This is a genomic window from Pseudarthrobacter adonitolis, from assembly GCF_055412845.1.
Map to the genome: position 1 here is coordinate 196,758 of NZ_JBVAYW010000006.1, position 15,193 is coordinate 211,950.

Annotated in this window: 16 protein-coding genes and 1 pseudogene; 11 read left to right on the plus strand and 6 right to left on the minus strand. The window is 65.4% G+C overall.

All coding sequences use genetic code 11. The features are described 5' to 3' along the window. Positions 1-21: 21 nt before the first annotated feature. The gene (locus ACZYZ4_RS09395) at positions 22-960 is read right to left on the minus strand and encodes a PfkB family carbohydrate kinase (RefSeq protein WP_463860201.1); all 939 of its coding nucleotides are present in this window, start codon (positions 958-960) and stop codon (positions 22-24) included. On the opposite strand from ACZYZ4_RS09395, the gene ACZYZ4_RS09400 reads away from it, so the two are divergent. The 7 genes from ACZYZ4_RS09400 to ACZYZ4_RS09430 all read left to right on the plus strand — a co-directional run bounded on the left by ACZYZ4_RS09400 (position 959) and on the right by ACZYZ4_RS09430 (position 8,502). Then, positions 959-1,369, plus strand: coding sequence for a hypothetical protein (locus tag ACZYZ4_RS09400; protein WP_463860203.1), 411 nt, complete (start codon positions 959-961; stop codon positions 1,367-1,369). The genes ACZYZ4_RS09395 and ACZYZ4_RS09400 overlap by 2 nt on opposite strands. A gap of 288 nt (positions 1,370-1,657) precedes the next feature. Continuing rightward, complete coding sequence (locus ACZYZ4_RS09405) at positions 1,658-2,266, plus strand: TetR/AcrR family transcriptional regulator (RefSeq protein ID WP_463860205.1); 609 nt, start codon at positions 1,658-1,660, stop codon at positions 2,264-2,266. Positions 2,267-2,383: 117 nt separating this feature from the next. Further along, positions 2,384-3,634 carry an MFS transporter gene (locus ACZYZ4_RS09410; RefSeq protein WP_463860207.1) on the plus strand — a complete coding sequence of 417 codons (1,251 nt, stop codon included), beginning with the start codon at positions 2,384-2,386 and terminating at the stop codon, positions 3,632-3,634. Between the two features lie 38 nt (positions 3,635-3,672). After that, on the plus strand, positions 3,673-5,313 hold the full coding sequence (locus ACZYZ4_RS09415; protein ID WP_463860209.1) for an amidohydrolase: 1,641 nt from the start codon (positions 3,673-3,675) through the stop codon (positions 5,311-5,313). Positions 5,314-5,366: 53 nt separating this feature from the next. Further along, the gene (locus ACZYZ4_RS09420) at positions 5,367-6,440 is read left to right on the plus strand and encodes an agmatine deiminase family protein (RefSeq protein ID WP_463860211.1); all 1,074 of its coding nucleotides are present in this window, start codon (positions 5,367-5,369) and stop codon (positions 6,438-6,440) included. Beyond that, the gene (locus ACZYZ4_RS09425; RefSeq protein ID WP_463860213.1) at positions 6,437-8,161 is read left to right on the plus strand and encodes an amidase; all 1,725 of its coding nucleotides are present in this window, start codon (positions 6,437-6,439) and stop codon (positions 8,159-8,161) included. The genes ACZYZ4_RS09420 and ACZYZ4_RS09425 overlap by 4 nt, the downstream gene beginning before the upstream one ends. A gap of 122 nt (positions 8,162-8,283) precedes the next feature. Further along, on the plus strand, positions 8,284-8,502 hold the full coding sequence (locus tag ACZYZ4_RS09430) for a hypothetical protein (protein WP_463860215.1): 219 nt from the start codon (positions 8,284-8,286) through the stop codon (positions 8,500-8,502). 669 nt (positions 8,503-9,171) lie between these two features. Here ACZYZ4_RS09430 and ACZYZ4_RS09435 read toward each other — a convergent pair. From ACZYZ4_RS09435 to ACZYZ4_RS09445, 3 genes are all read right to left on the minus strand, one after another. Then, a complete protein-coding gene (locus tag ACZYZ4_RS09435) occupies positions 9,172-9,405 on the minus strand; it encodes a hypothetical protein (protein WP_463860217.1) in 234 nt (77 codons plus the stop codon). Positions 9,406-9,875: 470 nt separating this feature from the next. Then, positions 9,876-11,045, minus strand: coding sequence for an IS30 family transposase (locus tag ACZYZ4_RS09440; RefSeq protein ID WP_463860219.1), 1,170 nt, complete (start codon positions 11,043-11,045; stop codon positions 9,876-9,878). Between the two features lie 40 nt (positions 11,046-11,085). Beyond that, the gene (locus ACZYZ4_RS09445) at positions 11,086-11,685 is read right to left on the minus strand and encodes a class I SAM-dependent methyltransferase (RefSeq protein WP_463860221.1); all 600 of its coding nucleotides are present in this window, start codon (positions 11,683-11,685) and stop codon (positions 11,086-11,088) included. Positions 11,686-11,929: 244 nt separating this feature from the next. Here ACZYZ4_RS09445 and ACZYZ4_RS09450 point away from each other — a divergent pair, with 244 nt between their 5' ends. Then, positions 11,930-12,442 carry a MepB family protein gene (locus ACZYZ4_RS09450; RefSeq protein ID WP_463860223.1) on the plus strand — a complete coding sequence of 171 codons (513 nt, stop codon included), beginning with the start codon at positions 11,930-11,932 and terminating at the stop codon, positions 12,440-12,442. A 240-nt stretch (positions 12,443-12,682) separates the two neighbouring features. Continuing rightward, a complete protein-coding gene (locus ACZYZ4_RS09455) occupies positions 12,683-13,207 on the plus strand; it encodes a P-loop nucleotide/nucleoside kinase family protein (RefSeq protein ID WP_463860225.1) in 525 nt (174 codons plus the stop codon). Between the two features lie 131 nt (positions 13,208-13,338). Here the strand turns inward: ACZYZ4_RS09455 and ACZYZ4_RS09460 are convergent, their stop codons facing one another. Then, positions 13,339-13,746 (minus strand): RidA family protein, encoded by a 408-nt coding sequence (locus tag ACZYZ4_RS09460; protein WP_463860248.1) that lies wholly within the window; start codon positions 13,744-13,746, stop codon positions 13,339-13,341. Between the two features lie 279 nt (positions 13,747-14,025). Here ACZYZ4_RS09460 and ACZYZ4_RS09465 point away from each other — a divergent pair, with 279 nt between their 5' ends. Together ACZYZ4_RS09465 and ACZYZ4_RS09470 are read left to right on the plus strand one after the other, a co-directional pair. Next, entirely contained in the window at positions 14,026-14,193 is a 168-nt protein-coding gene (locus ACZYZ4_RS09465) for a hypothetical protein (protein WP_463860227.1), read from the plus strand. A gap of 17 nt (positions 14,194-14,210) precedes the next feature. Further along, positions 14,211-14,348, plus strand: a pseudogene (locus tag ACZYZ4_RS09470) (IS3-like element ISGmo1 family transposase); the annotation flags it as partial. A gap of 303 nt (positions 14,349-14,651) precedes the next feature. Here ACZYZ4_RS09470 and ACZYZ4_RS09475 read toward each other — a convergent pair. Continuing rightward, positions 14,652-15,193, minus strand: a 542-nt coding sequence (locus ACZYZ4_RS09475; RefSeq protein ID WP_463860254.1) for an alpha/beta fold hydrolase, incomplete at its 5' end; no start/stop codon positions are given.

A 15,193-nucleotide genomic window follows, 5' to 3' on the forward strand; every position in this document is an offset into this window, starting at 1 on the left:
AGCTGAGCTGCTCCCCAGCCCTTACTCCGCCGGAACCGCGTTCAGCTCCGCGCGCGTGGGCGGGTTGGCGCCCGGGCGGGAAACAGTGACGGCCGCAGCGCGGGCAGCGTGGGCCAGGAGTTCAGCCAGGCCCTCGGCCGGAAGCTCGCGCAGGTCCTTCCGGTTCTGCGCACCGTCCAGGCCCCGGTCCACGATCCCGGAGAGCAGCGCGGCCATAAAGGAATCACCGGCGCCCACAGTGTCGGCCACGTCCACGCGAGGCGCGTCAATCGCAGCTTCACCCGCGGCCGTGATGCCCCACGGACCGGCGGCGCCCCGCGTGACCACCACCAGGGCCGGCCCCTCAGAGCCGCCCAGCGACAGCCATCGGCGCGCTGATTCCAGCACATCGACACCCGGGTACAGCCACTCCAGGTCCTCGTCCGAGGCCTTGACCACGTCCGCGAGAGTGACAAATTTCTCCGCCTGCCGCCGCGCATAATCCACGTCGGTAATGATGCTGGGCCGGCAGTTGGGATCGAAACTGATCGTCGCGGCGGGGTGGGCGTGCTCGACGGCGGCGAGCACCGCCGCGGCGCCCGGCGCCAGCATTGTGGCGATGGAGCCGGTGTGCAGCAGGGTGGTTCCCTGCAGCATAAAGGCGAGGCGGTCCGCCAGGCCGGGAAGCTCCCAGGTGAGGTCGAAAGCGTAGGTAGCGGCGCCGTCGTCGTCAATCACGGCGGTGGCCACGCTGGTAGGCAGCTCATCGGGGCCCAGCGGCAGCATGACGGAGCTGGAGCGCAGGTGCGCCGCCACCGAATCCCCGTAGGCGTCGCGGCCGTAACGGCCGACGAACTGCACGGGATGGTCAAGGCGGGCCAGGCCCACCGCGACATTAAGGGGACTGCCGCCCACGTGGGCTTCGGTTCCGGAGGCGCGCTGGACAACGTCAACAAGGCCCTCGCCAATAACTGTGAGCATGGTCATACTCTGCCAGACATGCGCCCGCCTACACAGGCGTGTCCCCGCCCTCAACGACTACGGCGATCCGAGCCTCCTGGCGGACGTGGACACCGGCCCTATCTTGATGTTCCACGCCGCCGGAACGCACGCCGGATTCTTCGAAGCAGCGGCCGTGCTGGAGCCCGATGACAACGTCCAGCACTGTGACCCCAGTTTCTCGGACGACGACGGCCTGACCTGGCAGCACCGCAGGATCACCGCCCAACTCAGCTCCGTCCGCCGGTTCACCCCGACGAGCCGGACATCACCGGGATCTTCGCCGCGGCCGGGTAGGGCATCCAGATCCCCGCCGGACCTTACCGCGGCCGGCTGGTGCAGCAGTGCGGGCGTGGACGGCATGGTCGTCGACGCCGAAATGTCACGGTAGCCGCCGTGCGTGGTTCGACCCAGCTGTGCGGAAGCAGGCGAGGACCCGATCGCGGCGCCCGGGGGATTTCGCCTTGGCCCGTTAGGGATTCCTTCCCTGGTTCTTGCCACGTCAGGAGGAGTCCGATCAACCGGGCCACTACGGTTGGGGGTGGCCGTCGAGTGGTCAGACTCCAACCCTGATGGATTCGCACCACGTCGGTTGTTCGATGTCTCGACCAGTCCGAGCAGATGCATTCGAGACTTATTGAGTAGATTCAACGGAGTTCCACTATCCAAGGAGTCTCTGTTGCCTCGTCCCCACTCACCGATGCTGTCCGTCGATGCGATCGTCACCGCGGCGATGACGCTCGTAGATGAGGCGGGGGACTTCAGCTTCCCCAAGATGGCGCGCCGACTCGGCGTCAGCCAGTCCGCCCTGTATCACCACATCGACAACCGTGAGCACATCATTGAGCTGATGCGGGGCCGGCTTTTCGCCGTCCAGGTTCCGCCACGGATTGAGAATCTCTCTTGGGCGGATGCCCTGCGCGCCCTCGTGCGCGCCTACCGTGACAGATTCGCCGCTCACCCTCGGCTCGTACCCCTGCTGATCACGCAAACGGTCCAAGATCTCGGCGTCGTGGGCTTCTACGAGGAAATTGCCGTCACGCTCGAGAGTGCCGGCCTTGAGCAGGGCCAGATCGGCCCGGCGATTGCCACGATTGACTACCTTGCCCTGGGTGCGGCCCTTGACCTGACCGCTCCGGAGGTCGCCTGGTCCCCGCCCGAGGGTCAATTCCCCGCGCTGCATCGCGCGGTCGCAAATTCCGGGTCCGTGGAGGAGCGGGCCGAAGCGGCCTTCGTGTTCGGCCTCGAACTGCTCGTCGCCGGCATACATGCCCAGGCGATTACATAAGATTTACTGAAAGCCTTTCACTAACCTCTTGTGCCCGACCGGGAGATGCGTCACACTAAATGAATGCCCTTCATTTAGTAACGGCATTCCCATCCAGCCCATCCCCCGGAGGTAGCCATGCCTGAAAACATTGTGGAGCCGGGGGGTTCCGGCCGCGTGCCCCTGACGGCGAAGCGCGCCATCTCTGTCTTTGGGATCAGCGTGGTGGGTTTCATGACCGCCAACCTGGTTCCGGTCATGATCGTTGCCCTGACCGGGGAGTTGGGATTGTCCGTCACCGAAGCGGGCACCCTGATGACGGCCTCCCTGTTGGCCTGCGCTGCCTCCTGCCTGGTGACCTCCCGCTGGTCCGCCCACGGCGGGCGGTACGCCGTCGCCCGCGCCGGCCTTGCCCTTGCGGCTCTTGGTTTCGGAGCCGCCGCGTTCGTCCCCTCCGTGCCGGTGGTCGTCGCAGGACTCGTGCTGGGCGGCTTGGGTGCGGGCGGGGCTGTCTCCTCCGGTGGCGCGGCCTTGGGGGCCCTGCGTAATCCGGACCGCGCCTCGGGCATCAACGGGTTCACTAACCGCGCGATCGTGTCGGTCGTCCTGTTCGCGATCCCGGCGCTGGGAGCCGGAATGGGCAGCGCCTTCGGGCTGCTCGCGGGCCTGGCCTTGGCGGCCCTGCTCACAACAGGGTGGCTCCCGGACCGTCCTGTGCCCACGGCAACGTACGCCTCTGCTGCGTCCTCGTCGGCCCCTGCCGCAAAGCCCGCACGCACTACGACACGGGCCGGGATCGGGCTGTTGATCTGCTTCGCCTTGTGGGCCCTGAGCGAAGATTCCCTGTGGGCCGTCGCGGGCACCATGGGGGCCGAGCAGGCCGGTCTCGATGAAACCGGCATGGGACTTGCGCTCAGCCTGTCCACCTTGGGGGGTTTGCTCGCCACAGCCGTCGTGAGCTACTTCGGGCGGCGCCTGGGACGCACCATCCCCCTGGCGGTCGCCCTGATGGCTGGCGGCCTGCTCAAACTTCTCGCCGGGGCTGTGACCGACCCGGGCTGGTACCTGGTGGTCATCATCGCCTGGAACACGCTCTACGCGGCCGCGTTCGTCTACATCATCGCTGTCGCCGCCGCACTGGACGCCTCGGGGCAGTGGTCGGCGCCGCTGCTCGGCGTCTACCTTATCGGCTCCTCCTTCGCCCCCGTCTTCGGCACTTCCCTCTCGGCCGCGATCGGCTATGCCGGGATGGGCATGGTCCTTGCCGGGATGACCTTTGCCCTGCTGGTTCCCTTCCTCGTCATCTCCCGCTTCTCCGTCCGGGCCGAGACCGCCTCGGCCACCCGATCGGCGCCGGAGTCCGGCTTCCCCCAGGCAGCGATCGCCTGATGCTCCCCGCCACTTTCCCAACATCCGAAAGCCTTCCCGTGACACACCGCATTCTCTACACAAATGCCACGATCTTCACCGCCGACGGCACCGGAGCCGATTCCTTCGTCGTCGAGGGCTCCCGTTTCCACTATGTCGGGGCCCAGACCGACGCGCGCCGGGCCGCCGGTACTGATGCTGCGGAGGTCGATCTGGCCGGGGGCTTCGTCCTACCCGGGTTCGTCGACGCCCACACGCACCTCCTGATGATGGGACAGGCCGCGCAGAAGGTCGCCCTGCGCGACGCCCCGGACCTTTCCCAGATCCAGCGGCGGCTGCGGGAAGCGGCCGCGGAGAACCCGCAGGCTCCCCGGGTCCTCGGCGCCGGTTGGCTTTACAGTGCTTTGGGAGGCACGGCCCCGACCCGGCAGATGCTCGATGAAGCCGTGGCCGACCGTCCCGTCTACCTTGACGCCAACGACCTGCACTCGGTATGGGTCAACAGCGCCGCCCTGGCCGAACTGGGCATCGACGACGCGACGCCGGACCCGATCGGCGGGCGGATCGGCCGGGACCCCGGCACCGGGGCAGCAGACGGGATGCTCTACGAAACCGCCGCGCAGCAGATCGTCTGGCCCACCCTCGCCCGGGCCGCCACCGATGCCGACAGAGACTCACACCTCGACTCGGCCTTCGAACACTACCTCGCGGCCGGCGTCACCGGCGCCGTGGACATGGCCGTCCAGGACGACGACCTGGACGCCTTCCGGCGTGCCCTGCGCCGCCGCGGCGGCTCCCTGCCCCTGCGTGTGAAGGGCCACTGGCTCGTCACCCGCCGGGCCGCCGAGCAGGACAACCTCGCCCAGGTCGCCAGGGCGGCCGGCCTGGTGGCCGAGCTCTCCGGCCCATGGCTGCGAATCTGCGGAATCAAGATCGTCATCGACGGCGTCATCGACAGCTGCACCGCGGCCATGAAGGAGCCCTACGCCGATGGCAGCCGGTGCGAACCCATCTGGGACCGGGAGTCCCTGATCCCGGTGGTGGTCGCCGCCGATGCCGCCGGGATGCAGATCGCCCTGCACGCCATCGGCGACGAAGCGTCCGACATCGCCCTGGACGCCCTCGAAGAGGCGCACCGGATCAACGGCCCGAAGGACCGCCGGCACCGCATCGAACACCTCGAGACCGTCACTAGGGGCAACGTGCTACGGCTAGCTGACCTTGGTGTGGTGGCCTCCATGCAACCGGTCCACGCCGACCCGGCGATCCAGGACAACTGGAGGTCCGTGCTGGGCGACGACCGCGTCGAGCGGGCCTACCCCTGGACCGAATTCCTCGCCGCCGGAGCAACCCTGGCCCTGAGCACGGACGCGCCCACCGCGCCGCACGAGCCATTGCCCAACATGTACGTCGCCACCACCCGGAAGTCCGCTCTGGATCCCTCACTGCCACCAAACCGGCCGGACTACGCCCTTAACCTGGCCGACGCCCTTTGCCACGCAACCCGCGACGCCGCCTACTCCTGCCGTGCCGAAGACAGCGAGGGCCGCATCGTCGCCGGTCACCTCGCCGACTTCACCGTCCTCGACACCGACCCCTTCCTCTCCGAAGCCGAGCAGTTGCTGACGAACCGGACGCGCCTGACCGTTGTGGGCGGGCACGTCGCCTTCGACGCCGCCGCCGCGGCGGTCGCACCATGACGACGTCTCCGCCCACCTCCCTATCCCCCACGAACCGAAAGAACTGCCCCGCCATGAACCCCGCCACTGCGACAGACACGGTCATGCCCGCCGAGTGGCACCCCCACGACCGGACCTGGATGGCCTTCCCCACGCCCAACGACACCTTCGGCGCCGTCGGCAGCAGCACCCTGGAGCGGGCCCGGCGCGCATGGGCGACCGTCGCCCGGACCATCGCCCGCCACGAACCCGTGACCATGGTGGCGGACCCCGCCGATGCCGAAGCGGCCCGCGCCGCGCTGGCCGAGGGGATCACGGTCGTGCAGGCGCCGCTGGACGACGCCTGGTTGCGCGACTCCGGGCCCACCTTCACCCACGGACCCGACGGCACCGTGCTGGCCGTGGACTGGGTGTTCAACGGCTGGGGCGCCCAGGAATGGGCAGCCTGGGAAAACGACCAGCACCTCGGCGGGTTCGTCGCCTCCGAGGCCGGCGCCGGCCTGCGGGCCAGCACCCTCGTCAACGAGGGGGGTGGCTTCCACGTCGACGGCGAGGGCACCGTACTGCTGACCGAGACCGTGCAACTGGACCCCGGCCGCAACCCCGGGGCGACCAAGGCTGAGGTGGAGGCAGAGATCCACGCCCGACTCGGCACCACCAAAGCGATCTGGCTGCCGCGCGGGCTGAGTCGCGACTATGACGCGTTCGGCACCCGCGGCCACGTGGACATAGTCGCCGCGTTCGCGGGTCCGGGCACGGTCCTGATGCACCGGCAGGATGACCCGCGCCATCCCGACTTCGACGTCTGCCAGCAGATCCGTGCGGCTCTTGAGCAGGCCGTCGACGCGGCCGGGCGCCGCCTCCGCATCATCGACGTCCCCGCCCCCACCGTCCTCGACGCCGGCGACGGCTTCGTCGACTGGTCCTACATCAACCACTACGTGGCCAACAACGCGGTCATCCTGTGCGCGTTCAACGACCCGAACGACGCAATCGCCGCCGGGATCCTGGCGCAGGCTTACCCCGGCAGGCGGATCGAGCTCGTTGACGCCCGGGACATCTTCGCCTTCGGCGGGGGCATCCACTGCATCACCCAGCAACAGCCCGCTCCCCACCGGACAACGACGGACGGGGAGGCCTGGCGATGAGCACCTTCAACGTCGTCGAGGCAACGATCTCCGAACTCCGGGCCGCACTTGAGTCCGGCCGCGTGACCAGCGAAGAACTGGTTCGCCTCTACCTCGACCGGATCGAAGCCTACGACCGCAGCGGGATCCGCCTCAACGCCCTCGTCGTCATGACCCCCGACGCCCTCGTCGAGGCCCAAGCTTCCGACCAGCGCCGTGCCCGCGGCGCGGTCCTCGGGCCGCTGGACGGAATCCCCTACACCGCCAAAGACAGCTTCCAGGTCCGCGGCCTCACCGTGGCGGCCGGCTCCCCCGCCTTCGAACACCTCGTCGCCCAACGCGACGCCTTCACGATTGAACGGCTCCGCGCGGCCGGAGCGGTGCTCATCGGACTGACCAACATGCCCCCGATGGCCAACGGCGGAATGCAGCGAGGTGTCTACGGCCGGGCAGAAAGCCCCTACAACGCCGACTACCTGACCGCGGCCTTCGGCTCTGGCTCCTCAAACGGTTCAGGCACGGCGACAGCGGCCAGCTTCGCAGCGTTCGGACTCGGCGAGGAGACCTGGTCCTCAGGCCGGGCCCCCGCCTCAAACAACTCCCTGTGTGCATACACACCCTCCCGCGGGATCATCTCCGTGCGCGGCAACTGGCCGCTCGTACCGACGATGGACGTCGTCGTCCCCCACACCCGCACCATGGCGGACCTCCTCGAGGTGCTGGACGTCGTCGTCGCCGACGACACCGAGGCCCGCGGAGACTTCTGGCGCGTGCAACCCTGGATCGAGATCCCGGCCGCGTCGAGTGTGCGCCCCGACTCCTACGGCACCCTCGCAGTGGCCGACGCCACGGCCGCCGCACGCGTCCTTGCGGGCACCCGCCTCGGAGTTCCACGGATGTACATCAACGCCGACCCCGACGCGGGCACGGGCGACTCCCCCGGCATCGGCGGCCCCACAGGGCAACGCATCCAGACCCGGATCTCCGTCCTTGACCTCTGGGAAGCCATGCGCCGTGACTTGGAGGCCGCCGGCGCCGAGGTAGTCGAAGTCGATTTCCCCGTCGTAACCAACTACGAGGGCGACCGCCCCGGCGCACCGACACTCGCCACCCGCGGACTGGTCAGCGCTGACTACCTGGAACGCGAACTCTGGGAACTGTCGATGTGGGCGTGGAATGACTTCCTCGAGGCCAATGGCGACCCCGCCCTTCACCGCCTCGCCGACGTCAACGGGCAGCGCATCTTCCCCCCTCCGGAAGGGGCGCTGCCCGACCGCTACGGCGACCTGGATTTCGACCTCGCCCAGTACACCCTCCGAGCCCGCGAGGAAGGCGTCCCGCCGCTGGAGGACATTCCGCACATGGCCGAGGGACTGCGGGGACTGGAGGAAACCCGCGGCGCAGACCTCGAGGAATGGATGAACATGCGGGGCCTGGACGCTGTCATCTTCCCGGCCGTCGCCGACGTCGGCCGGGCGGACGCTGACGTGAACGACGCATCCGCCACCGTCGCCTGGCGCAACGGCGTGTGGGTGGCCAACGGCAACCTCGCGCCCCGGCACCTCGGCATACCGACCGTGACCGTGCCGATGGGCACCATGGCCGACACTGGCATGCCCGTAGGGGTCACTATCGCTGGCCGCGCCTACGACGATACCGCGCTCCTGCACCTGGCGGCCGCCGTCGAGGCCACCGGAGACCGCCGTGCCGCACCCACGCGCACGCCACCGCTGGGCGGGTGAGCCGGTAGCAGCATCTCGTGCCCTACGAAGAGGCCAACGCCCATGGTGCCCTCGGCACACGTACAGCGATGAGTCATCTCCCGTCACCCTTTCCGACACACCCATATATAAAGGACGCACCCATGACAAACACGGGAACCCGTGATTCGATCACCCTGACCATCCGCGAAAGAGCATCGATGGAAAGCACACTGGACGACGCCGTGCGAATCCTCAGGCCCGAGGCAATGGCCCGACGACACGGCCTAATGGTCACACGCAGCGGCCCGCACACATTCACCGTCAGCCTGGACCAGGATGTCCCCTACGGCACCACGCGCGAAAGAACGGCGTGGAAGTAAGCCATCGGATCCTGTGAAAGGCGGTCATACTCGATCTTTCAGGCGGACAGGGCGTGTCCGTCTAACGGTCCACGGTTGGCATTTAGTTGATTCTTCCGCCGAAGGTGATGGCGGGCATTCAGTGCCGGATTTCGACGTCGTAGTCCAGGAGCGGCGGGAACTCGCACCGGGCGCGTGTGAGGTCGAGAGAGGTGATGCCCGCCTTCGGTCTGGAGCTATACCTCCAGTTCGTGTTCGCCTGGCTGACGGGAAATGGTGATCTCCACGCCAAGAACGTCGCCATCCTCGCCGGGTGGGTCCGGCGCATTTGTTGTGGTGCCGGTCTATGACGTGCCCTGCACACTCCTGTATGGGGATGAGACCCTAGCGCTCCCGCTGGGCGGCCGGACACAGAACCTGAAGGCAAGGCATTGGCGGGAGTCCCCGGCCACGACTGGCCTGCCTCAGCGGGCAGCCGCGTCGAGAAAATACTCTCGCACGTCGGGCCGCGGCGGCCATTGATCTTATCAGCGCCAACACACCAACACCACCGCCCACACAGTGGATCACTGGCTGCGGGCAGGGCACGGATTCACGCCGGGAGCTCGTGAGGACGGGCACGAACGGGGTGGTCACCGCCGTCGTTGTCTCCGGACGACTACGACACCTCCGACCTCATCAGCGGCGGCTTCACAGCTGTCCCCGGAAGCCGCCGACTGCAGCCGCCGCCGGGACTACCTCGACCCGGAGGAACCCGCTTTCCCTTCCGAGGAAGGACTGCGTGTCGACATAGTAGATGACGGCGCTCTTCCACCACCGGTCGCTGGTGGCCTCGAGGCACATGGGCGCCACCACCGATCGACCGATCCCGACCAGTTCCCGGAGTTCTCGGTCACCGGCATCCGCGTCCAGGATCCGGTCCACCCCACGGCAGCGGGCAGTGGGGTTCGTCGCCCGCGCCCAACAGCCTGCTCACCCCCGAGCAGCTGGCGATGCAGTACGTGGTCCGCGAGCCGAGACGCTGGAGCTGCGATCTGCCTACCTGCTACCTGCTGGTGCTGCCGCTCGCCGAGGCCTGATCAGACCATAGCGCTCGCCGCGCCGTTCGCTAGGGCCCGTTTTGGGTCTTCCAGTTACTGGTGGCGGGGAAGTCCCGTAAAAGGAAACCCTACGGGACAGTTGCCGCTGGCGCCGCTGACTGCAGGCCTGGCTATGGTCACGAAGCTGCGAACCCAAGAATGGAACTAGTCGTCGAACTGACCGCTGGGCTCGGGCCATGCGTAGCGTCCGAACTGACTCAAGTAATCCAGGCTTGTGAATCGCAGCGGTATTTGGCGTTGTTCCGTCAACGGTAAATGGCGGGTGCCCGTTCGAGGAACGGCGGATTCAGGCGGTCATTGCAACAGGAGGCCTTCGATCAGTTCGATCGGTTTTTTGAACTCGAGTCTTTTGCGTGGCCGGTCGTTGAGTTCCTGGGCAACCCAGTCGAGGTCTGCCTGGCTGTGGATGCCCAGGTCCGTGCCCTTGGGGAAATACTGGCGAAGCAGGCCATTCGTGTTTTCATTGATGCCGCGCTGCCAGGGCGAGTGCGGGTCCCAGAAGTAGATGTCTATGCCGGTGTCCATCTTCACGGTTTTCCAGTCCTGCATCTCGATGCCCTGATCCCAGGTCAGGGAATGCCTCAGCGCCTCGGGAAGCGTCTTGATCTTCGCGACCAGCGCATCACGGATCTGCTCGGCCCTGTACCCGTCCGGCAGGTGCACGAGCATCGTGTAATTGGTGTTCCGTTCCACCAGGGTCCCGATCGCGGACTGGTTGCCTTTGCCGATGATGAGATCACCCTCCCAATGCCCCGGCACCGCACGGTCCTGAACCTCGGGATGACGTTCGGAAATGTTGATCATGCCCGGGATCCGGTTCTTCCGCTGACCGGCTTTCCTGCAGGGCTGCCTGACCGCCCGCCCGGTGCGCAGGCACGCGGTCAGATCACGCTTCAGCGCTCCGCGGGACTGCACGTACAGGGACTGGTAGATCGTCTCGGGTGACACCCTCATCTCCGGTTCATCGGGGAACTCAATCCGGAGCCGTCCTGCGATCTGCTCCGGTGAGTACTTCTTTTTCAGGTCCTCTTCCACCTTCGCACGCAGCACGGTGTTCGTGTGCAGTTTCGCCGGTTTCGGCCGCGAGGCCCGCTCATACGCCAGCGCGTGGGCCGAGGTCGCCCGGTAAGGCAATCCTGCCACCGAGTTACGGCGCAGCTCCCGGGAAACCGTCGAGGCCGATCTGTCGATCAGGGCCCCGATCGCCCTTAGGGAGCTTCCCTGGGCGCGCAGCACCGCGATCTCTTCACGCTGGGCGAAGGTCAGGCACCGGCCCTTCAGATCCCGGCCGCGACGAGGCCTGACACCCCCGGCCTCCGCCAGGACACGGCGCCCAGTCCGCCTGCTCGTATTGATCGGCACCACAGCATCCGTGATGAAATCACCGGCCTGCATCCCGGCCCAAAACACCTGCAGCAAATCCGGTCTTACGTAGATCGAATAGCTCGCCACAACAACACCCATCCGCTAAGTGTTGCAATCACCGCAAGAACCCAAGGAACCTTCACCGGGCAATCGCGGCTATAGCTGCGTGCGGTCGGCTGCCGTGATCTTGGCGCGTTTCGACGTCAAGGAGCTCGAACCCGGCATTCTGCAATAGGCGACTCATCTGGTCTACAGACCAGTAGTACGCCTTGGTAATTGCATGGTCGAGCGGCTCGGCGGACACGCCCTCGAAAAAACCAACAAGCAGGTGCCCTTGTGGCCTGAGAACGCGTGCGAGCTCGGAAAGAATGTGAGGCATCTCCGTTGGGGACAGATGAATCAGCGAATACCATGCGAGGACGCCGTTCAGGCTCCCGTCTGCTACGTCGAGGGCGCGGAGTGAGGAGACCCGAAACGATACCTCGGGGAAGCGGATGCGGGCGCTTTCTATGAATTCGGGAACGAGGTCAACGCCAGAGATTTCGACACCCCGCTTGTGAAGAAAGTCCGTCCAATGCCCTGGGCCGCATCCCGCGTCGATCACCGGACCGCTAATCTCCTCGGCCCACCGTTCAATGCGACGCCGGTCAAGCTCATGCATGTCTTCTATTGCACCGAGAACACTCGTGTAGTCCGCCGCACGCGCGGCGTAGGCATGGAGAACCTGCGCATCAGTCACGCAACAAGTGTAGGGACGAGCAAGCGCGATTCCTGCACGCCAGACTGAAGCACCCCTAAGGGGTGTCCTGTATGGAGGCTTCAAGTCGGCCCGGCAGGGGGTCGTTTGTGAATCAGAGGATTCGTTGCCCAGGATCCTCTTTCCGGAAGACGTGCACGTGCGGATAGTGTCGGGGTAGTGAGGGCTGAGCTCTTCGTGCACTGCCCCGTCGTTCCTGTCGGGGATTCGTTTCGGTGGGAGTTCTATGTCTGCTGTTCAGGTCCATCCGGATGTCGCCATGGTGATGAGGGTTCTCGGCGGCCTCGCCCTCGTCTGTTCGCCCGCCATAGTCGAGCCCGACAACGCTGAGTACGGTGCCGCGATCTCGGCAATCGGTCGGTCTCCGGTTCGGTTCAGGGTCGGCAAGCTGACCCCGACGAAGGTGGGATTGTTCGTGACGGTGTGGCGGCGCTCTCTCGGCGGGTCGACCGAACCGCTGCCTGCGGAGGAGTATATCGACGTGCTGGTGGTCTGCGTACGGGAGGATTCCCGCTTCGGAGCGTTCGCGTTTCCGAAGGCGGCGCTCGTCAAGTACGGCGTCGTGTCCGTGGGCGGCGCCGGAGGCAAACGAGGGTTCCGCGTCTATCCGCCGTGGTCAGCAACGACGAATCGGCAGGCGAAAAAATCCCAGCAGTGGCAGTGTAATTACTTCTTCGAGATGGCTGACGGATCCGCCATCGATGGGCAGCGAGCCATTCGACTCTTCGTTGCGGCCTAGACGGATTCGGCGACATTTCGGTGAGGCCAGGTCGGTGGCGGGCCATGGTCGAGCGCTGCTCCACCCCGAGCGAGCCCGACAGATATTGTCGCGAAAATGCCGCCTCTAGAGACGCGATCCACAGCCGGATTGGTTGTGGATCGCAGTTGTATTTGGCGTTGTTCTGTCAGCGGCAAAATGGCGGGTGTCCGTTCGAGGAACGCTAAACGGACACAGCCCCGAGAAACGACACAATGAACTATGGCTGAATCTGTGATCCTGATAAATGGACTTCCCGGAGCGGGAAAAAGCACTCTGAGCAAACAACTCGGCAAGGAGCTAGGCGTGCCGGTTGTATCCAAAGACAGAGTCAAGGAAGTCCTCGCAGATATCAGTCTGGGGCAGGTAACTAGCGGCAAGCTTGGCCAGATTGCGTCAGACACCATGTGGCAGGTAGTAGCTGCGATTCCGGGCACGGTCATCGCCGAGTCGTGGTGGTACCGGACGCGTGATCTTGGCTTTGTAACTGACGGCTTAGCTCAATCAGGCAGCCCCAAGGTCACTGAAGTCTGGTGCGAAATTCCTCCCAGCCTTGCGTGGAAGCGCTATGTGGAACGCCAACGCCACGAGATTCATCCGACCGGGAGCGTCGCAGAACGTGACTGGGCGGATTGGTCGGCAAATTCAGTTCCACTAGGCATAGGGCGCACGGTCAAAGTAGATACCTCCGCCCCCGTCGATGTGGTCTCTCTTGTCGGCATGCTGTCAATAGCAGTTGCTCTTTAGCAGCGAGGTACCGCCGTAAGGGCTGTCAGCGTCTGGCCTGTGACTGTCTGTATCGAAAGTCCTCTGCGCCAACCCTGGGGTGTCGGCCTGGAGGAGTCCAGGTTGGGGAACCCTGAGCGGTCGCGTCCATTTCAATCGACGACTGCTGCGACAGCTTCGATCTCCACAAGTTGGTCGGGGTAGCCCAGAACCGTGACTCCGAACAGTGTGCTCGGAGCATCGTGGTCACCGAAGGCCGCGCGAACAACATTCCACGCCGCGACAAGGTCAGATCGTTCAGTGGAGGCCACGAGGACCCGGGTGGAGATGACGTCTGTAAGGCCCGCACCAGCTTCTTCCAACGCAACGCACATGTTATCAACTGCTTTTTGGGCTTGTGCCTCGTAGTCCCCAGGACCGGCCGTCGAGCCGTCGTCATTCAGGGGACAAGCACCGGCTAGGAAGATAAGTCGTGCCTTGCTGGGACAAGTTGCAGCGTATGCATATTCTGCAGCTGAGGCCAGTTTGTCCGAACGAATCAGGGTCACGGCGCCTGGCATAAGGGTCCTCAATTTGGGGTGACTGCTGCTTGTTTTCATCCTAGCCACACTGGCTCCTCGGTTGATTGCCATCCCGACAACCGCGCCCCAGGCCAGTACGCTCGGTAACCAGTCGCCGGTGCCGACGGCGCGCGGGGAGGGACCCGTGGGGTTGCGCCACCGGTAGAACGAGGCACGGGATACCTTCAGGGCCCGGCAAGCCAAGGGCGTACGGGTCGCCGCCCCGACGGTCGGTGCGGTCATGCGCGAGCAGGGCCTGCGGGCCGTGCGCACCAAGGCGTGGAAGCAAACCCCGTGCAGGACCCGCCGGCGAAAACCGCGCATATCCGCAATCACATGCTCGATGAGGACGGCAAGCGGGACTTCACCTCCATGCTGCCCGGGACCCTGCTCTGCGGGGATATCACGTATCTGCGCACCGGCGAGGGGTGGCTCTGGCCACCGTGATCGACCTGTGCACGGGCATGGTCATCGGCTGGGCCATGGTCGATCACATGCGCGCCAGCCTCTGTACCGGCGCACTGGCTATGGCCCGTGACCACGGCTACCTGGTCGGGGAAACCACGGTGTTTCATTCTGAGCGGGGCTCCCAATACACCTCAGACGAAATCCAGAAATGGTGCGGCGGCAACGGTCTCACCCAGTCAATGGGAGTCGTCGGGGTGTGCTGGGATAACTCGGTCGCCGAGAATTTCTTCTCGCATCTGAAGACCGAGACGTACCACCAGCACACCTTTGGCAGCCGCAACTGTCCCGATATTTGTTCTGTACGATTTGCGTGGCACGTCTTAATGAGGATAGTTATGGAACGAAATCGGGTGGCGTGTCGCCATTTTTCGGAGGCCCGGTCCTGGGCGTTCCACTTCCTAGGAACCGGGACAGTTCGGGGCTCGCGAACTCACAAGCTAGGGGAGTTGGTGGCGGGGACGATTGCCGGCCGTCTTTTGCAGTGCTCCGAAGAAGGCGCTGATGCAGGCAGCAACAGCGCCGGGTTCTTCTTTTGCCATGAAGTGTCCACCGTGCGGCAGCACCTCAAATGAACGGATGTCGGTGTAACACCGCTCGGCCAACGACCGCGGGTATCCCAGGTCCCCTTGAGCGACACCGATCCCCGCCGGCACACGGACGATCGGCCGTTCTGCACGGTGCCGGAAGTCGTAATACGAGAGGAACGACGAGCCAATGCTCTGAGTGAACCAGTACAGAGAGACAGTGGTTAGCAGATCGTCGCGCGCGAACTTCTCCTCCAACGTCTGAACATCTGCCCCGCTGCTACGGTCGCTCCACGCTCGAAACTTTTCCACGATCCACGCTGCCAATCCTGCTGGCGAATCGTTGAGTGCAGCGGCGAGAGTATCCGGGCGGGTCGATTGGATGCCCTGGTAGCCGACCTCTCCCTCCCACTCCTTATCCAGCCATCTGATGAAAGCGGTCTCGGCCTCTGTAG